Source organism: Polaribacter sp. 11A2H (genome assembly GCF_011379025.1).
Classification (GTDB): domain Bacteria; phylum Bacteroidota; class Bacteroidia; order Flavobacteriales; family Flavobacteriaceae; genus Polaribacter.
Map to the genome: position 1 here is coordinate 205,911 of NZ_WTLD01000002.1, position 20,866 is coordinate 226,776.

The window sequence follows — 20,866 nt, forward strand, 5'->3', positions numbered from 1 at the left end:
ACACATCACTCTTTCTACTCCTGCGCCTTTGGGAGAGAGTTTAATGCTTAACACAAAAACAATATAAAAATGAAAAGAAGAGATTTTTTCAAAAAAGGAGCAACAGCTGCAATAGCGGTGGGAGCAATACCAATGATAGCAACTTCATGCGCAAGTGCAAATGACATGGTGTATGATAGAGAAAATGATAAATGGTATCATTTAGGAACGGGGAAAACAGGGACAAATTCAAGAAAAAAAACAGATGAATATGATGTCGCTGTAATTGGTGGTGGAGCCGCAGGAATTTGTGCAGCAGTTGCTGCGGCAAGAAATGGTTCTAAAACTGTTTTAATTCAGGATAGACCCGTTTTGGGTGGAAATGCTTCTAGTGAAATGCGTGTGCATTTAAACGGAGTAAACAATATAAAGGGAAAAGCAGAACGAGAAACAGGGATCATAGAAGAAATTTTATTACACAATCGTTTTGATAATGAGCAAGAGGCTTTTCCTGTTTTCGATCATGTTTTATATGATTTTGTAGTGAGAGAACCCAACTTAACGTTGATGTTAAATACCCAAGCGGTAGATGCAGTGATGGATGGAGATCAAATAAAATCTGCAATGTGTTGGCAAGCAACTACAGAAATAATGTTTACTATAAATGCTCCTATTTTTATAGATTGTTCTGGTGATGGATTGTTAGCTGCAACTTCTGGCGCGGAATATAGAACAGGTAGAGAAGGAAAGGCAGAGTTTAATGAAAAATATGCACCAGACGAGCCAGATGGTTGGCAAATGGGGGCAACTTTATTAATGTCTTCTAAAGATATGGGGAAACCGATGAAATATTCTCCTCCTTCTTATGCTATTAAATACACGCATGAAGGTGCAAGTGAAAGGAGGAAATTTGCAGGTTTTCATGAAGGAATTTGGTGGATAGAAGTTGGGAGTGAAGATGATATTATTGCCGAAGCAGAAGTAAATAGACATAAATTAATGGGCTATTTACATGGGGTTTGGGATTATATTAAAAATTCAGGAAAATTTCCGGAAGCGGAAAACTTAGCCTTAGATTGGGTAGGTTCTTTACCCGGAAGAAGAGAATCTCGTCGTTTTGTAGGAGATCATATTTTGTCTGAAAAAGACATGACAGAGCACAAACATTTTGAAGATGCGGTTGCTTTTGGAGGTTGGTCTTTAGATGAGCACAATCCTGGTGGAATAGAAAATATTTCTGAGCCACCAAGTTATTTTCATTATCACTTTAAAGAAGTATATCAATTTCCATTTAGAAGTTTGTATTCTAAAAATGTGTCTAATTTATTGTTTGCTGGTAGAAATGTAAGTCAGACGCATATTGCGCTTTCATCAAGTAGGATTATGGCAACCTGTGCTTTGCAAGGTCAGGCGGTGGGGACAGCAGCTACAATTTGTAATAAATACAATGTTTTGCCAAGAGAAGTTGGTCAAAAGCATATTAATGAATTACAAGAGCAATTAATGAGAGATGATGTTTTTATTCCGAAGAGAAATGCAAACGACCCAAAAGATTTGGCTAAAAAAGCAAGTACCATTTTTGGTTCATCTACTTCTTCTGGTGATGCTAAAAATTTAACAAACGGAATTTCGAGAGATATTTACGGAGAAATTAATCACTGGCAATCAGATGGACTTTCAGCTGAAATTCAGGCTGAATGGGAATCTCCAATTACATTATCATCCATAGAAATTAAGTGTGATACCAATGTAAAACGTAATATTATGATGCGTAAAGACAGTAAAAACGACGATTTGTATGGAAACTCCGTTCCTAAAGAAATGTTGAAAGCTTTAAGTTTTGAAGCAAGAGTTAACGGGGGATGGGTAGCATTAGGTGCTATTACGGACAATCGAACACGTTTGATTAAAATGAAGTTTAGCAGCGTAAAAACGACCGCTATTAGAGTAAAAATGACAGAAACTTATGGTGCAGAAAACGTGAAGTTGTTCGAATTGCGTTGTTATGCATAATAATTAAAGACCTCACAGGTTTTTAAAACCTGTGAGGTCTAAAAACACTAACTTTTTTTAGTATTTGATGATAAACTTTGTAAAAACATATTTATGGATATTGCTTCCACTTTTTTTGATTAGTGGCGCTGAGGTTCCTTTAAATTCAACTAAACCCATTCAACATAAAATCGTTGTCAATCATCCTGGGGAAAAGGAATCTGTAGCAGTTATTCTGAATCAGAATGTTGATGAAAACGGACTTCCTACAGATTATTATATGGATGTGCAATCTGTAATTTGTTTAGAGCAAGTTTGCAAAGTTATTCCCGTAAGAATATTTTGGAATAATTTAGGTGAATACCAACGTTATGAATTAGAAAATGGAGCAACACTAGAAAAATATGAAGATGCTATATTTGATCCGGAAGATTATCCGAAATTACACAGTATTCTAGCAAATATAGCATCTCCTTTTAAAGACGTTTATATTGATGAAATACTAACGGTAGTTGATGAACATGGGGATGCAGATGCCGTTTCTGGGGCAACAGCCTTAGAGTTAGATGAAGAAGATACAGTGCCTGGCGCTGCTTTAACGTGTTTTACATTGTGGCATTGGGCAAATGGAGAAATTGTTCAGAAAATTAAAGAAATTACAGGTAAGTCGGTAACAGAGCAACAATTAGAAGTTTTTTTGGTTGATGAAAATCACACTTATTTTGATATTGCTTTAATTGATTTAGAACGAAGAAAAAATTATAAAACACCTTTTATCAATAGGATAACCGAAAGAGTTTTAGAAGAAGAATCTCTACTAAAATCAACCTTTGATTATTTAGAAAAGTCACCTTCGAGCATTTATTTTTCTGCCACCAAAGAGGTGTTTGTAAGTGGAGGAACTGCCCAAAAATTAGCGACAATTAGATCTTTAAAATCAATAAATTATAAGGTGCCAACTTCTTATTTGGATCGCTTAAGCAATGATATTCAGAAGTTAAAAACCTATCAAGAAGTTTCCTTTTTTTTAGATTTAATGCAAATTAAAAATCCTTCTTCTAAAAAAGTGGTAGAAAATGTATTGCCACTTTTAAAATCAGATTTTATCAAAGCAAGAAGAGCTTATTGGTTTTTAAAAAATCAGCAATTATCAGCAGCAGAACTGGTAATTATCAGCCATTTTTATGAAGAAAATAAGAATAGATTATGATTAGTTTTTTAATAAGTATTGTAGTTTTAGTCTTAGGTTATTTTGTTTACGGAAATTATATAGAGAAGAAATTTGAAATAGATACAAATAGGGCAACCCCGGCAATTACAAAACAAGATGGTGTAGATTATGTGCCGCTTCCTTTAGGTAAAATATTTTTAATTCAATTTTTAAACATTGCAGGAGCTTTATGGGGGACTGTTGCTTTTTTATGGATTGTTTTTGGTTCCATTTTTGCTGGGTATGTACACGATTATTTTTCTGGAATGTTGTCTATTAGGCATGGTGGAGATAGTATTCCTGAAATTGTTGGACAATACTTAGGTACCGGCGCAAAATATTTTATGCGTGTATTTTCTGTAGTCTTACTTATATTAGTAGGTGTCGTTTTTGTAAAAGGACCCGCAACTATATTACATGAATTAACCGGTACAAGTGTGTCGCTTTTAATCGGACTTATTTTTGCCTATTACATTTTAGCAACCATGATTCCTATTGATAAATTAATTGGAAAAATTTATCCATTATTTGGTGCTTCATTATTAGTAATGGCAATCGGGTTGTTCTTTGCGTTGATGTTTCAAGACTACACCATTCCGGAGTTAACTTTTGAAAATATTAAAAACTTACATGCTAGTCCAGATGATAATCCTGTTTTTCCACTGCTTTTTATAACCATTGCTTGTGGTGCTATTTCTGGTTTTCACTCAACACAATCGCCTTTAATGGCGCGTTGTATCTCTAATGAAAAAGACGGTAAAAAAGTCTTTTTTGGTGCCATGATAACAGAAGGAATTGTGGCATTAATTTGGGCAGCTATTGCCATGGCCTTTTTTGGAGGAGTTCGAGAACTTGGAGAAACAATGGCTATTGATGGGCATAATGCAGCTTGGGTTGTAAATATTATTTGTAATACTACTTTAGGGAAAATTGGAGGCATTTTAGCAATTTTTGGTGTTGTAGCAGCTCCAATTACTTCTGGTGATACCGCATTTAGAAGTACCCGTTTAATTATTGCGGATGCGTTTAATTTTAATCAAACTAAGTTATTAAAACGTTTATTAGTAACAATTCCTATTTTTATAATTGCTTTTGCCTTAACAGAAATGGACTTTGCCATTATATGGCGTTATTTTGGTTGGTCTAACCAAATGTTGGCAACTGTGGTACTTTGGATTATTGCTGTGTATGTTAAAAAACAAGGAAAAACGTATTGGTTTATAGTAATTCCTGCCGCATTTATGACCGCTGTTGTAACTACTTACATTTTTGTCGCTCCAGAGGGTTTTGGTTTAGATTACACAACTTCTTTGGTTATTGGTCTAATTGTAACAGTACTACTTTCTTTTTGGTTTATATTTTCTAAGAAATAGATTATAATTCAAAAAAACTTCCTAATTTCTTTATTAAGATAAATTTGTAATACTTTAAGATATAATTTAGCAATTTCATCTCGAAATAGTGCTGTAAATTGCGGTATAATATTAATTTATTTATCAAAAATTTATATAATGAGATTCATTCAACTATTTTTAGTGTTAGCTCTTGCATTTGGTTGCAAATCTAAAACAGCAGAAAAGTCAGAAATTAAAAAGAAACCAAATATTCTTTTTTTAGCCATTGATGATTTACGTCCAGAATTGGGTGTTTACGGATCGGAAATTGCAATTACGCCAAACTTAGATGCATTGGCAGGAGATGGCTTAATGTTTAATAAAGCATATTGTCAGCAAGCAATTTGCAGTCCCTCTAGAGCAAGTTTAATGACGGGTGCAAGACCAGAAACGATTAAGGTAATCGAAAATTTTACTTATTTTAGAGATGCAAATCCAGATATTATTACCATTCCGCAGCATTTTAAAAATAACGGATACGAAACTACATATACAGGTAAAATTTATCATAAAACAGCCTTTGCAGATTTAGGAATGTCTTGGAGTAGAGAACCTGCTTATGATAAAATGACGATTAAAAAAAGCAATACTCCGGGTGGTTTTGCAAATCCAGAAAGTCAGGCCATGTTTAAAAAAAACCAGGCAGATATGATTGCTAAGTATGGTAAAGATGCGCCAAGAAATGGTTTAGGAAAAGGACCTGCTTATGAAAATGCCGATGTGCCAGATACTTTTTATGAAGATGGTTACAATGCAGAATTGGCCATTGTAACGATGAAAGATATGTTGGAGAAAAATCCTGAGAAGCCTTTTTTCTTAGGAATGGGAATGAAAAAACCACATTTAGATTGGTTAGCACCTAAAAAATATTGGGATTTATACAATCCTGAAGATATTAAATTAACAGATCAAACAAATGCGCCAGAAGGTGGTGCTGCAATGGGATTGCACCCTTCTTTTGAGTTGCGTGCTAGATACGGAATCCCTAAAAAAGGGCCTATTAGTGATGAACAAGCAAGAGTTCTAAAGCATGCATATTTAGCGTGTGTTAGTTATGTAGATGCTCAAATTGGTAAAATGATTAACGCTTTAGATGAAGCTGGTTTAAGAGATAATACCATTATTATTGTTTGGTCTGATCATGGTTGGCATTTAGGTGAAATGGGTATTTGGGGTAAAGCAACCAATTATGAAATTGGTACAAGAGTGCCTTTAATTATTTGGACTCCAGATATGAAAAAAGAAGTAAGAGGTTCTAGTACTGATGCCTTGGTAGAGTTGGTAGATATGTATCCTACATTATCAGAATTGGCAGGTTTAGAATTGCCAGAACATTTAGAAGGACAAAGTTTTGTGCCTTTATTATCAGATCCAAAACAAGAATGGAAAACGGCTGTTTTTAGTCAATTTCCAAATCCAGCTTTAAGAGAATGGGCTGCAAATCCGTTGTCTAAAGGAATGCGTGAAACCTATTTTGGTCCTTTAATTGAAGAGCAAGAAGCTAAAATTAAAAAGCAAGTAGGTTCTAAATGGGACAGAGAAATGTTTGAAAATAACTTAATGGGTTATGGAATGAGAACAGCAAATTATAGATTGATTGTTTGGAAAGATTATACCAAACCAGAAAGTGAGCCTTTGTTTGTAGAATTATATGACCATGTTAAAGACCCTACAGAAACAAAAAATGTTGCTGATGAAAATCCAGAATTGGTAAAGCAATTATTAGTACAGTTTAACAAAGGTTGGAAAGGTAATTTAGCAAAAAATTAAAGGAAACGTAAATGATCATAAACAAAAAGGTTTTTCTATTTGCAATACTTGGGTTAAGTGTTTTTGCTATTGGATGTGTTACACAGTCAAAATCTACTGTAAATAATACAGTGTCTTCAACTTCAAAAGAAAATAATGGACTTACTTTTTCTGAAAAGAGTGGGATTATTCCTTTAGAAGATAGAAATAGAAGAAAGTTTGACAATGCAGTAATTGCAGACTTAGACCAAGATGGGTTTTTAGATTTATTATTGACAGAACATTCTAGAAGAGTAGAAATATATTGGAATAATAAAGGTGTTTTTGAATTAGGAGATCCTTTTATTTTTGGGGATACGCATGGAATAGCTATTAGTGATTATGATTTTGACGGACGCGTAGATATTATTGTGCAACCTGGTGGAGGAGATGGCAAAAATCCGAGAAAACCAAGATATTATCATGTCAATAAAGATAGAAGTATAGAAGAAGGTGGGGAGTTTAAACATTTTGAAAAAGGAAGAGGAAGAGCTGCAAAATTTGTAGATCTTAAAAAAGATGGGAAATTAGATTTAGTAACTTCTGCTTTTCCTACGTTGAAGGCCTTAAAGAAAGGAAATATTTTATATACAAATGATGCTAAATCAACCTTTAAATTTAACAGTTACATAGCCAACGCAGACAGAATGGGGATGCGCACTACTTTATTAGATTATAATAATGATGGTATTACAGACATACTTTTTCACGGAGGACGAGAATTGGTGTTGGTTAAAGGTTTAGTTGATGGTTTTGTAGAAGTAACCAAAGAGGTTTTGGGAAGTTTAGCTAATACAAATTTAGTAAACAGTGTTTCGCAAATAGATTATGATAATGATGGTGATTTCGATTTATTTCTAACTCGTTCTAAACATCCTTTTGATGCAGAAAGCGATTATGATGCTTTAAACAAACGTTTTTATTTTTTTGCAAGAAGAACAAAGTTTGATTATACTAATATTAAAGTTGAAGGAGATTTAAAAATAGAAAACCTGCAAATGGCGTTTCCTAATTTTGATGTTTATTTAGGTGCAAATAAGAAACTTTGGAAACGTACAGAGGATAATCATGGGCATCAAGATTTAACGGTTACTAGAAAAGAGGCTACAGGATACCCAACAGATACCAAAAAGAAAGCCTTGTATATTGGCTATTTAGGTGATGGAATGTGGAGAATTGGCGGACATACAAATTCACCAACTTCTGCTGTTTTACACAATGTTTTGACTTCACCAGAAATAATCAAACTAAAAGATTTACCTGCAAAATTGTTAGAAAATAAGGATGGTAAATTTACAGAAGTGACAAAAAGTTTAGGAATCAATATTACCGAACAAACAAGTAGTTCTGCAATTGCTGATTTTAATAATGATGGTTGGTCAGATATTTTTGTGTTGCGTTATGGAGAATCATCAAAAGAAACAAAACAAATTTTATATTTAAATCAAGAAGGAAAATCATTTAAACGCGATGAAAATCACGGAATTATTACCAAAGAATTAGGATCTACCGGTATGGGTGCAGATGCTTTTGATTATGATAATGATGGCGATTTAGATCTTATAGTTTCTAATGAAAGAGGAAAATGGCATTTATTTACAAATGACTATGCATCAAATTCAAATAAATTTGTAACGGTTAAAGTTGGGTATTCTCCTTCTGGTAAAGCAACAGCAACAAGTGCTGTTTTAACGATTAAATCTTGTGGAAAGGTCTACAAAAGAGTTGTTGGTGAAACGTCTTCTTCGTTTTCGCATCCTTTTAATACCTATTTACATGTAGGTTTAGGAACTTGTAATAAAATTGATGCTGCAGAAGTTGTATGGAGCAATGGTGAGAAAGCAACTGTTTCTATAAAAGACTTAAATACAATTTATGAAGTAGGTAGTAAAAGTCCTGCAAAATAATATTCTTCATAAAATTTCAATTTAGGAAGCCTCATTTTTGAGGCTTTTTTTATAATCATTAAACTTAAAAAAAAATACTATGAAAAAAATAACACTGTGCTTATTGTTACTGGTAAGTATCTCTAGTTTTTCTCAGCAAGAAAAAACAATATCCATAGAAAAAAATTACAACAATTGGGTATGGAGCGATGTCTATGTTGCTAAAAATAAATACATCAGTTTGGCAGTTGTGCCAGAAGCGGCTGGAAGAATTTTAGAATATAATTTAGGTGATGTTCCGTCTTTGTGGGTAAATCCAAAATTATTTGGAAAGTCTTTTGGAACTTCAGATGAGGTAAAAATGAACGAGTGGCGAAACTTTGGAGGGTATCGATTAGTGCCTTTGCCTATCGAAAACTCATCCATCGATAAAAATGGAAATAAAAGCAATCGTTGGCCACCTCCAGTTGTAATTGGAGATGCTCCTTATCAGGTTTCTATCGGAGAAAATTCCGAAGGAAAGAAAACTATAGAAGTACAATCTGGAGTGCAAGAATTACCAGTTCCTTTTTATTACGGAAAAGAAAAGAAATTTTTATATCCAGATAAAATAGAAGAGGAAATTCAATATGCTAGAAGTTTGTATATAGAACCCAATTCTAGTTTGGTGTATATCAATCATACCTTAAAAAATGTTGGAGACAAAACAATTAAAAAAGGATTGATGATTTCTAGTCAGCATGTTTCTTGGAGTGATTCAAAATTACAAGACGGACATAATTTTAGTGCTTTTATTCCTTTTTCTAAAGACTTAAAATTACCAAGTGGAGAACAATTTGAAATTTCTGCAACACCACAACAACGCTGGAATTACATTGACAGAAATCGTTTTAAGATTGATAAAAACAATCCGGAGCACATTAAAAAATACTTTAATATAGGAGATAATTGGAAAGGAGAAGTAGCACCTGGAATTTATGAAGTTGAGTATGAATATAACACTATGGCTGGTTTACATATTATATCATCCAAATCTTGGATTTGCTATGTAAACAAAATTACAAACACTGCTTTTGTAAAAATTATGGAACCTTATGATGCAGCTAAAGAATATGATCACGGAATAAATATGGCTATTTTTTGTAGCGGTTTAGAAACAGGATATATTGAAACGGAAGTGAAAACACCTTTATATACACTTCAACCAAAAGAAAGTTTTACATATAAAGAAATACAAGGAGCTGCAAAAATTGAAACTTCACCTGTTTTAGATGTAAACCTTACTGGCGTTATTACTAAAAAATTACATTTTAATAAAGAAACCAAAAGTTTAGAAGGCTCTTATGGTGTTTTTATAGAAGGACAAGCTGTGTTGATTCTTAAAGACAGTAATGGTAAAATTGTAGAAGAGGTAATATTAGAAGAAGTTAATCCATTAAAAGTGCTAAAGCTTTGTCAAAAAATATCGGTAGATAAATATGTAAAGGGAATCGATATTGTAGTAAGAGATTTTAAATCAGTGAACCACGTTTTAGATTCTTTAAAAATATAATTTTTAATAGTATTTTACCATTAGTATAAAATTACCTTTTATATTAATTTAGCATACATTAAGGATAAAATACAGTAATGATAAGATAATTGCCACATATACATAATTCCGATTATACTGTTACTTTGTAGCTGTAATTTTATGTTAAAAAAAGAAAGACTATAAATTAGCAGTTGTTTTTTACCATAAGAGATTGCAGAATCAATCAAGTTCAATTAAGTTCAAAAATTAAATACATGAAAATTTTAAATTTATTATTGAGGAAAGCCAAGGCGGGCAGTTTCTTGCTTTTACTCTTCGCGTTGTTGTGTCAGTTTAGCACTAATGCGCAATCAATTAAGGTATCTGGAACAGTTACTAGTTCAGAAGATCAGGGTCCAATTCCTGGTGTAAGTGTAATTGTTAAGGGAACTCAAAATGGGGTTTCAACAGATTTTGATGGACTTTTCTCTATCAAAGCAAATGTTGGAGATATTTTAGAGTTTAGCTATATTGGTATGATACAGAAAAAACTAAAGGTTAAAAATGCAACAATGAATGTTGTTTTAGATCCTTCTGTAGAAAGCTTAGAAGAAATAGTAGTAATTGGTTATGGTACAGTAAAAAAGAAAGAAATTACAGGTGCAGTTGTTCAAGTAAAAGCAGAAGATCTAGAGAGTATTGTTAGTTCAGATTTAGGAGCTGCTTTACAAGGGCAAGTATCTGGTGTAAACATTGTTTCTTCATCAGAACCAGGAGGAACATCAGAAATATTAATTAGAGGTGTTACTTCATTATCTGGAGACAATACACCTTTATATGTTGTTGATGGAGTGATACAAGATGGAGACCCAAGAATTCCGCCGTCAGATATTGAAACTATTAACGTTTTAAAAGATGCTGCTTCAACCGCAATTTATGGAGTTCGTGGAGCTACAGGTGTAATTTTAATTACTACTAAACAGGGTAAACCAGGTTCTTTACAAGTTAGAGTTAATGCAAGTTATGCTATACAACATAGAAGAGCAGCAGTGCCTTTAATGAATTCTGTAGAGCAAACTTATTTTGATGTTGTACAGAGTAGAAATGTAAATGGGAGTTATGATGACCAGGTTAGTTTACAGATTTTACAGCAACCAAGATCCTTTTTAAATGAAACGAATTTAAGCGATTTAATCTTTACGAATAATGTACCAACACAAGACTATAATATAAATGTTTCTGGAGGTACAGAAGATATTACATATAATGTTTCTACAGGGTTTTTTAGTCAAGAAGGATTACAAATTAATTCAGCATATAACCGTTTTAATATTAGAGCAAGTACAGTTTACGAAAAAAATAAACTAAGAATTCAGTCTAGTGTTTCTATGAATAAAGATACTAGAGATATTCCTCAGGGAAATCTTTTATCACAATCTATTGTGTATAGACCAACTCAAAACGGACTTAATTTAGATAATTTAGATGAATTGTCTCAAGGTGGAGATGATGTAAATAGATTAGGTTGGGTTATTGAGAGTTTAAGAACAACCAATGTATATAAAACTACAAGAGCTGCAGCAACACTTAATTTAAAATATCAAGCTACAGAACATTTAAGCCTTTCTAGTAATTTAGGTTTAACATCTATAAATAGTATTGGTAAAATTTACAGACCTTATCAAGAGATTTATAATAACCAAACACCACCGGTTTTACAGAGTCAGCCAGAAGATAGTTTTGTTTCTAACAGAACTCGATTTACAACGAATACGATAGCAGATTTTGGAGCTACTTATAGTAGAGTATTTAATGAAAAACATGATGTAACACTTACAGCTTTTATAAATGGAGAAAAAAATGAAAGTGAAGCTTTTACAGCAACAAGAAATGGAGCCACTAATGATGATGTTCAGGTTTTAAATGGAGCAACTGGTACTCAGTTTGTTTCTTCTGGAAATGATTATGAGCAAACAAGAATAGGTTTAATAGGAAGACTTCAGTATAGTTATAAAGGAAAATATATTTTAAGTTCTAGTTTACGTAGAGATGGTTCTTCTAAATTTCCGGTAGATAATAGATGGGGTACATTTCCATCAATCGCATTAGCTTGGAATGTTTCTGATGAACCTTTCTGGGATAAATACAAAAATGCAGTTAATAACTTTAGACTTAGATTAAGTCAGGGTACTGTTGGTGTAGATAGAATTGGAGATTATTTATATTCTGCAGGTATTTCTCAAGATATAAATTACGCAACTTCTACAGGTTCTGTAAGTTTAGGAGCTACTCAAGAAAACTTTGTAAACAGAGTTTTAAAATGGGAAGAAACAACACAACAAAACATTGGTTTCGATTTTGGGTTCTTAAGAAACAGATTAACGCTTTCAGCGGAATATTATCACTCAGATAAATCAAACATGTTATTTCCAGTTTTTATTCCTAATTCAGCAGGTGGTGGTAACAATGCAACTGTAGTTTTAAATGTTGGAGATATGGTTAATTCTGGATTAGAATTAGCGTTAGGTTTTAGAGGGAATATTGGTAATGTTAGATATAGAATGAATGGTACATTCTCTACAAACCAGAATGAAGTTACAAAAATTAGTGGAGATACTAAATTCCAATTAACTACAGACAGTGGTTTAGTAGGTAGAGCACCACAACAATCTAGAGTTACAGCATTGGCAGTTGGTCGTGAGGCAGCAGCTTTTTTCTTATGGAGAACAGACGGAATTTTAGATACAGAAGTAAAACTTGCAGAATACCAAAACAATATTGATAGAAATGCAAGAATGGGAGATACGAAGTTTATAGATCAAAATAATGATGGTGTTTTAGATGAATCAGACAGGGTTTATAGTGGTAGTGGATTACCAGAATATGAATTAGGATATACTTTTAACGCAAACTATAAAAATTGGGATTTTTCAATGAACTGGTATGCTGCATTAGGGCAAGAGATAATGAATGGTTTTGATGCTTGGGCATATGGTTTTGGTAGACATAAAGATCAAATTTATCAATGGTCTCCACAAAATCAAAACTCTACAGTACCAACTTATAGAAACGATGTTACAAGACATAACAACTATTTAGGGTATAGTGATCTTTGGTTAGAAGATGGTTCTTATTTAAGATTAAGACAAGTTTCTATGGGATATAGTTTTCCTAAAAATACCTTAGACAAAATGGGACTTAGCAGATTGCGTTTTTATGTAAGAGCTCAAAACCCATTAACTATTACTAAATACTCTGGTTACAATCCAGAAGTAGGTGGGGGAATACAAGCAAGAGGTTTAGATAAAAATACTGGACCAATATCCTCACAATATATGTTAGGAGTAAACATTAATTTTTAATTTAATATAAACTTATTTGTGATGAAACAATTAATTTTTAAATATTTTATATTCATTTTTACTTTAGGAGTGTTAAGCTCTTGTGATGCAGATGAATTTTTAGAACAAAAGAACCCAAACTTAATATCTACAGATAATTATTGGAGAAATTTAGCGGAAACTCAAACAGGTTTAAATGCTGTTTATCAAACGTTACATAAGCCAGCAATTTTAAATAAGTTTGAAGAAATGTTACGTTCAGATATGGGGTATCCTGGTTATGGACGCCCAAATCCAGACAATACAGAAGATTTCTATTTACATTTATATAATGGAAGTAGTTTGGCAATTTTAAACAAATGGCAAGATTCTTATTTAGGTATTTTTAGAGCAAACCAAGTAATAGAAGCTTTAAATAATATAAAAGAAACAGCAACAGATGAAGCAAATTGGACTTCGCAAATGGCACAAGCACGATTCTTTAGAGGTTTATTTCACTTTTATTTATATACCTCTTTTAATGATGGAAGTATTATAATTAGAGATGCGGTACCTGCTACCAATGAAGATTTTTCAAAAGCATTATCTCCTGCGTCGGATGTAATTAGTTTTGTTAGAGAAGATTTAGAATATGCGTATGCTAACTTGTATAAAAATGGAGAATACCCAGACAATGATTTGGCTAAAGTTACTTCTGGTGCAGCTGCAACAATTTTAGGGACTAGCTATTTATACGAATTAGACTATAGTAAAGCAATGGTTTATTTTGATGATGTAATTAATAATCATGGTTATTCTTTAGAAACAGATTTAACGAAGTTGTTTACAACTGCTGGTGAATTTAATAGAGAATCTATTTTAGAAATTAATTTTTCTGAACAAAACACAAGATTAGATTTACCACCTTGGGATGGAGATTCAGGTACAAACTGGATAAACGTTCGTACAGCACAAACACGTTCTGCAACTGGACCAGCATGGATTGTAAATGCATACAAAACAGAACCTATGGATCCTTTAGATTCTAGAAATTACTATACAGATCCTAATACATCTGAAGTTAGTTTAAGAAGCGTACCATTAAGAAACTCTTCTATGATGGCTGTTGTAGATGACAATGAAACAACGTATTACTTAACAGGAACTACCAGTGAATACGGTAGATTTGGAGGAGCCAATTGGGGCTTCGGTTGGTGGAAAAAGTACACCAATGATGATATTGTTTCTACAGAAAGTCAACTTCCTGGTGGACAAGCATATTCTACTAAAAATGTAACTCTTAATAGATTGGCAGATGTTTTATTAATGCAAGCAGAATGTAAAATAAAAACAGGTGATGTAGAAGGAGCAATCAAATTAATAAACCAGATTAGAAAAAGATGGGGATTGGTGCTTTTAGGAAGACCAAATGGAGATACTACTCGTACGTATGACAAAGAAGATACTGATGCAGAATATACAGCAGATGAATTGATGCAACGTTTAATGAGAGTTGAAAAACCTTTAGAAATGGGAGTAGAAGGTCATAATATAAGATTTTTAGATTTCCAAAGATGGAAAAAATCTGATAACTATGGTTTTAAAGACCGATTAAAAGAATTGTCTGAAGAAGTATATTACGGAGTAGACTTTTCATATACAAAAAGAAGTAACAACCAAACGGTTGATAGAGGGAATTTTCCTCAATTAGTAAACCAATTGCCTTCAGGAACTTTTACTACCGTAGATTATGAATATGATACACCATATTTAAATTATGATGAATCTAAAAATGGTACGTATCCTATTCCTTTTGCAGAGGTAAATTCTAACCCAAACATAAATTAAAAGATATATCATGAAAAACATAAAAAAATATATACTTTTCTTCAGTTTACTGGCCTTGCTAAGTTGTGAAGAAGATTCTTATAAAGGGTACACAGCACCAGATGATTTGTCTGATGTTTCATGGCTTATTGGTTTAGATCCAAATAGACCAAATATAGATGCAAAGTTTAAAGTAAACATAGATACTTATATTTCTTTCTTCGATTTATCTCAAGGAGCTACAAGTCACGAATGGATTTTAGAGGATGGAGATCATTTTCTAAAAGAGGGTTTTACTCCTAGTGATACTTTATCAAAATTTATTAATGAAGAGGTTGGTTTGTCTAGTTCAGAAAGTAAGGCACATGTTTTATTTGGTAAAAGTGGTCTAACTAAAATTAGATTACGAAATAAATTTACTGAAGAAGTAACTCCTAATGTTTCGGAGGATAGAGCAGCGTATGTTATAGCAAATTCATCAACAGAAGGTGATGAACATGTAATGGACGTAGAGTTTTTGTTTGATGTTTATGCAAATATTTTACCTGCTTTTTCAGTTTTAAAAGACGGTGCAGAAGTATTAAATGTTACAGAAACGGATATTCCTGATATTAAAGATGAAAGTACTTGGCCAGTTATAGAAGTAGAGGCAGCAACCGGATTAACTTTTGTAGATAAATCTACTACCGGTAGACCTAACAGAGTAACGTGGTTAATTCCAGATGGAGTACCTAGTCAGGCAGGTACTTTGGCAGAATTATCTCAAGATGTAAAGTTTTACAAATTGGGTACCTATAATGCAGGAACCATAAGATCTTTAAGACAAGTACAAACTGTAGACGGAGTAGAAGATAATGCACCAGTTGCTTCTGCTGAAAAAATTATACCATTAAAAGTTAAGGTGATTCAGTCTTCACAACCTTTTGTTTTTGACAAAGCATTAACAGAAAATGAAAATGAAGTAATAGAGTTTAGAGTTACTGGAGAGTTAAAAGCATTTTCTGGAGAAGAAGCTAATTTTACTGTGAATGTAAAAAACGCTGCTAAAGGATTAGATGAAGATTTCACTGTGCAAACAGCTAGAGTAAAAGAAGGTAATGCCACTTTTATTGAGTTAATATTATCCGCGCCTATTTATAATTCTGATGTAATTACGGTTTCTTATAATGGTACAACTATTCTTTCTGCAGACGAAAGAGTGTTAGCTCCTTTTGCAAATCAAAAAGTACAAATGCATTTTGATAACAATGTTTTACCATCAAATTCTTGGGGTAGTTTTGAGCCTGAAGGAGGTGGTGTAAATAATGCTTTTGCAACAGGTAAGTTTTTTATTCCTGGAGGAAATGGGAATGGTCAGTTTGGAGCTGGAGAAGAAATTTGGGCACGTAGCACAGATCAAGCTTACGCAGGTGGTGCTAGTATGAGATATAAACTGCCAAATGTTGCTATACCTACTGTAAATCTTTTTGGTTTTGGTTTAGCAGATGGTCCCAATGGTATGCCAGCAGGAACTTACCAAGTGTCTTATTGGGTGTATGTAGAGCCTGGTACAACCTTAACTACTTTTAGAATGGAATTTGGTAATCCTGTTTTAGATTATTTACATTTTGATATCTCAAGTATCGAAAAAGGTAAATGGGTGCGTGTATTCGCAGATGCACCTGCTGTTATTCCGGCAGATTTAACAAGCAGTGATGCAAAAAGAAGAACTACATTAAGAGTTTTAGCAGAAGATAATGTTGGAATTACTACTGCAGAACAGTTGATGTATTTAGATGAGTTAACACTTATTAAATTAGAAGATAGACCATAATTTAAATTAGAAATAATGATGAAAAATATAATAAAATATATTGCCGTTTTTGCAATCGTTTTGGCATTCACTTCTTGTGATGAAGAAAGCAATTTTGAAGAGTCTGCGACAGCTTTAACACCAGTATATACCATTACAGACATTACAGGTAATAATGCCGCTTTTAAAATTAATATATACAAAGAAGTTAGTGTAATTGTAGAATATTCTACAGAAGTAAATTTAGAATCTTACACATCTTCTGGTTTTGCCGATTCTTCTACAGATACTAATTTTGAAGTAGAAGTAAATAAGTTAGACGATGGAGCAACTGTAAATTATGTTTTATCTGCGGATAAAACAACAGGAGCAGGAACGTTAACTGTAGACGGAACGACTGTTTTTAATGTAAAAGTTTCTGAAGAAGAAGTTTATAATTAATATTATTTTTTAACTTAATAAGAATGGCTACAGATATCTGTAGCCTTTTTTTGTTTTAACTAAATTATGTTTTTTATTTTTATGATATAAAAGTTATCTTACAAGTATTAAAAATGATTTTTCAAACTTTCTTTTTTTAGCTTTTAACTAAGAATTAAAAGGTAATATATGATTTGTTTTAGATAAAAATGAAGGCTACCAAAAACAGCTTATTATTTACTTTTAACATCTAGCATAATTACAGATTTGTAATTTATAATTGCTAAAGAGTCAACTAAATAACTAAACAATGACAATAGAAAAAATAGAAGCGTTTGTTCTTAAAGATACTTTATCTAAAAGTTTTTTCTTTTCACAATGGGAATATGCAGAACGTTGTATCTGTGTTGTTAAAGTAACAGCCTCTAACGGTCAACACGGTTGGGGAGAGGCTTATGGTCCTGCTACAATGGTAGAAGCAGGTATAAAATTATTAGAATCAACTGTGCTAGGAGAAAATCCTTTAGAAAATGAAGTAATTTGGAACAAAATGTACCGAAAGACGTTAGATTTTTCTAGAAGAGGTGTTTATATGGCGTCAGTTAGTGCTATAGATATTGCTATCTGGGATTTAAAAGGTAAAATTTTAGGATTACCAGTTTCAACCTTATTAGGTGGTGCTCATAGAAGGAAGATACAACCTTATGCAACAGGTTTATACTTTACAAATCACAATAATTTTTCTGAAGGTTTTGTAGAAGAAGCTAAATTATACGTTTCTCAAGGTTTTAAAGCCATGAAAATGAAAGTAGGTTTGGGTATTAAAGAAGATGTTGCTAACGTAAAACTTATTCGAGAAACTATTGGACCGGATATAGATTTAATGGTAGATTCTAATCATGCATATACTTTTAGAGAAGCTGTAGAATTATCAAAAAAAATAGAGAAATACAATATCAAATGGTTTGAAGAACCTATATCACCTGAGTTTTATGAACAATATAGGGAGTTAAGAGAAAAAACTACTATTCCTATTTCTGGTGGAGAATGTGAGTATTTACGTTTTGGATTTAATGAATTAATCAAAAATAAATCTGTAGATATTTTGCAACCAGATGTTTGTGCAAGTGGAGGTTTAACAGAAGCAAAAAGAATTGCTGCTTTGGCAAGTACGAATGGTATCGATTTAATTCCACATACTTGGGGAACTTCTATTGGTTTACATGTTGGTTTGCATTTTATAGCGAACTTAGAGGCGATTCCTGGGAGAATGTATCAAGCAGATTACTTAATAGAGTTTGATCAAACAGAAAACGGATTAAGAGACAACTTAACATTTCCTAAATTAGAAATGAAAGATGGTATGTTAGAAGTACCAAATAGACCCGGTTTAGGGATTGATGTAGATGAAGATGTTTTACGTAAGTATTGTATCAGTAGTACTAGCAATGAAATAGAAGTTGAAAAATTATTAAATAAATAAACAAGCATATGAAGACTCAAAACTTCGGATATAAAAAATTATACATTGATGGTCAGTTAGTAGATGCTGTTAGTGGAGAAAGAGAAGATGTTATTTGCCCAGCAACAGGAGAAGTAATTGCTCAGGTTGCAAAAGCAGGAAAAGCAGATGCAGAAAAAGCATTGATCTCATCACAAAAAGGTTTTAAATATTGGTCTAAACTTTCTTTAATAGAAAGAACCGTTTGGATGTTAAAATTGCGTGATGCAATTTTAGAAAAATCAGATGAGTTAAGAAATGCAATGGTGCATGAAATGGGGAAAACCTATGCAGGTTCTGAAGAAGATATATTAAGACTTACAGAGTCATTAGAATGGTACCCAAATGCCATGAAAAATTTAAGAGAAGAGCAAATTCCTGATTATGATGGTACGCATACTCATAAAATGATTTCTAAACCAGCAGGAGTTGCTATTGCTTATTTAGCATGGAATTTTCCGTTATTAAATGTTGGTTATAAAATAGGACCGGCATTAGCTTCTGGATGTTCTTTAATTATTAAACCATCTAGTTTATCGCCTTTATCCGCATATATGGTAGGTGAAATTTTAGAAAGCATCAATTTTCCAGCTGGTGTGGTTACCATTTTAGCAGGTTCTAGTAGCGAAGTGGCAACACCAATGACTACCAGTAAAATTCCTGCAGTAATTACCATGATTGGTTCTACGCAAACAGGACAAAGAATCATTGCTGATAGTACAACTTCTATCAAAAAATTAGGAATGGAATTAGGAGGAAATGCTCCTTTTATTGTTTTTGAAGATGCAGATTTAGAGTTGGCTTTAGATTTGGCAATCGGATTAAAATTTGGAAATACAGGTCAGATTTGTGTGGCTGCAAACAGAATTTTTGTTCATAAAAATATCTATGACAAATTCTTAAAGGAATATGTAAAAAGAGCATCCGCATTAAAAATAGGTTTTGGTACTAAAGAAAATCCTGATGTATTTATGGGGCCTTTGGCTTCTAGAGGATCTAGAGATAGAATGTTTACGTTGATAGAAGATGCTGTAAGTAAAGGAGCAAAATTAGAATATGGAGGAGGAATTCCTGAAGGCTTACCAGAAGGAGGAAACTGGATGCAACCAACCATTATTTCTGATACTACAACGGAAATGAAATTGTTTAGAGAAGAAACTTTTGGACCTATTGCAGGTGTAATGTCTTTTGATACGGATGATGAAGTTTTAGAATTAGCAAACGATACAGAATTTGGTTTAGCATCTTATATTTTTACAAACAATAACAAGAGAATAGAAAGATTTACAGAAGATTTAGAGTTTGGAGAAATTCAAATCAATGGTGTAAAATATGCTATTTATTTACCTCACGGTGGATTTAAAAATAGTGGAATTGGACATGATTGTTCACACCTTGCTTTAGATGATTATTTAGTTAAGAAACGTATTACATCAGCACTATAATTATGGCGAAAAATTTATTACAAGCTAGTTTAAAGGAGGGTAAAACACTTTACGGTCCTTTTTGTAAAGTACAAGATCCTGCAATGGTAGAAATTGCTGCTTTAGGAGGTTTCGATTTTGTTATTATAGACATGGAGCATGGTCCTTACAGTATAGAATCTACTCAGAATATGATTAGAGCTGCAGAGGCTAGAGGAATTACACCTGTTGTAAGAGTTACAGAAAATTCTGAAACTTTAATTCTAAGAACTTTAGATATTGGAGTTAAATGCATTCAGGTTCCTCAAATATGTACAAAAGCAGATGCGGAAAGATTAGTAAAATCTACCAAGTTTTATCCGAAAGGAGAAAGAGGTATGTGCAGATATGTAAGAGCAGCAGAGTATACAAATATTAGTGCAGCAGATCATTTTGGAAAAGCAAATAATGATATTACAACCATTATTCACATAGAAGGAATGGAGGGTATTAATAACTTAGAAGAAATTGTACAAGTAGATGGTATTGATGTGATCTTTTTAGGTCCTTATGATTTATCTCAATCTTGTGGTGTTCCTGGTTTGGTTAATGATCCTAAAGTGGTAGATGCTATGAAAGGCGCTGTAGAAACTGCTAAAAAATACGGTAAGTTTGTGGGTACTTTTACAGAGACTCCAGAGAAAGCAAAAATGTGGAAAGACATTGGTGTACAATATATTTCTTATGCGGTAGATGTTGGTTTAGTAATGAATACTTTTAAAGAAATTACTGCACAACTTAAAGCTTAAGCAGAAAATACTATAAATGATGAAACCCTATA

The 20,866-nt window shown here is 32.7% G+C and carries 13 protein-coding genes; all 13 read left to right on the forward strand.

Going from position 1 to position 20,866, the window contains the following annotated elements; genetic code table 11:
• Positions 1-69 precede the first annotated feature (69 nt).
• The 13 genes from GQS58_RS03285 to GQS58_RS03345 all read left to right on the forward strand — a co-directional run bounded on the left by GQS58_RS03285 (position 70) and on the right by GQS58_RS03345 (position 20,834).
• Positions 70-1,992: an FAD-dependent oxidoreductase gene (locus tag GQS58_RS03285; RefSeq protein WP_166382798.1), complete on the forward strand. Its 1,923-nt coding sequence runs from the start codon at positions 70-72 to the stop codon at positions 1,990-1,992.
• Positions 1,993-2,092: 100 nt separating this feature from the next.
• A complete protein-coding gene (locus tag GQS58_RS03290; protein ID WP_166382800.1) occupies positions 2,093-3,181 on the forward strand; it encodes a hypothetical protein in 1,089 nt (362 codons plus the stop codon).
• Entirely contained in the window at positions 3,178-4,554 is a 1,377-nt protein-coding gene (locus GQS58_RS03295; RefSeq protein ID WP_166382802.1) for a carbon starvation protein A, read from the forward strand. The genes GQS58_RS03290 and GQS58_RS03295 overlap by 4 nt, the downstream gene beginning before the upstream one ends.
• A gap of 138 nt (positions 4,555-4,692) precedes the next feature.
• Positions 4,693-6,345 carry a sulfatase gene (locus GQS58_RS03300; protein ID WP_166382804.1) on the forward strand — a complete coding sequence of 551 codons (1,653 nt, stop codon included), beginning with the start codon at positions 4,693-4,695 and terminating at the stop codon, positions 6,343-6,345.
• 11 nt (positions 6,346-6,356) lie between these two features.
• Entirely contained in the window at positions 6,357-8,270 is a 1,914-nt protein-coding gene (locus GQS58_RS03305; protein WP_166382806.1) for a CRTAC1 family protein, read from the forward strand.
• Positions 8,271-8,349: 79 nt separating this feature from the next.
• Entirely contained in the window at positions 8,350-9,801 is a 1,452-nt protein-coding gene (locus tag GQS58_RS03310) for a hypothetical protein (RefSeq protein ID WP_166382808.1), read from the forward strand.
• Between the two features lie 236 nt (positions 9,802-10,037).
• Complete coding sequence (locus tag GQS58_RS03315; protein WP_166382810.1) at positions 10,038-13,124, forward strand: SusC/RagA family TonB-linked outer membrane protein; 3,087 nt, start codon at positions 10,038-10,040, stop codon at positions 13,122-13,124.
• A 21-nt stretch (positions 13,125-13,145) separates the two neighbouring features.
• Positions 13,146-14,930, forward strand: a complete 1,785-nt coding sequence (locus GQS58_RS03320) for a RagB/SusD family nutrient uptake outer membrane protein (protein WP_166382812.1) — start codon at positions 13,146-13,148, stop codon at positions 14,928-14,930.
• A 10-nt stretch (positions 14,931-14,940) separates the two neighbouring features.
• Positions 14,941-16,722 carry a hypothetical protein gene (locus GQS58_RS03325; RefSeq protein ID WP_166382814.1) on the forward strand — a complete coding sequence of 594 codons (1,782 nt, stop codon included), beginning with the start codon at positions 14,941-14,943 and terminating at the stop codon, positions 16,720-16,722.
• Between the two features lie 15 nt (positions 16,723-16,737).
• Positions 16,738-17,142, forward strand: coding sequence for a hypothetical protein (locus GQS58_RS03330; protein ID WP_166382816.1), 405 nt, complete (start codon positions 16,738-16,740; stop codon positions 17,140-17,142).
• A 289-nt stretch (positions 17,143-17,431) separates the two neighbouring features.
• Positions 17,432-18,604 (forward strand): mandelate racemase/muconate lactonizing enzyme family protein, encoded by a 1,173-nt coding sequence (locus GQS58_RS03335; protein WP_166382818.1) that lies wholly within the window; start codon positions 17,432-17,434, stop codon positions 18,602-18,604.
• Between the two features lie 8 nt (positions 18,605-18,612).
• On the forward strand, positions 18,613-20,067 hold the full coding sequence (locus GQS58_RS03340) for an NAD-dependent succinate-semialdehyde dehydrogenase (protein ID WP_166382820.1): 1,455 nt from the start codon (positions 18,613-18,615) through the stop codon (positions 20,065-20,067).
• A gap of 2 nt (positions 20,068-20,069) precedes the next feature.
• Positions 20,070-20,834 carry an HpcH/HpaI aldolase family protein gene (locus GQS58_RS03345; protein WP_166382822.1) on the forward strand — a complete coding sequence of 255 codons (765 nt, stop codon included), beginning with the start codon at positions 20,070-20,072 and terminating at the stop codon, positions 20,832-20,834.
• Positions 20,835-20,866 lie beyond the last annotated feature (32 nt).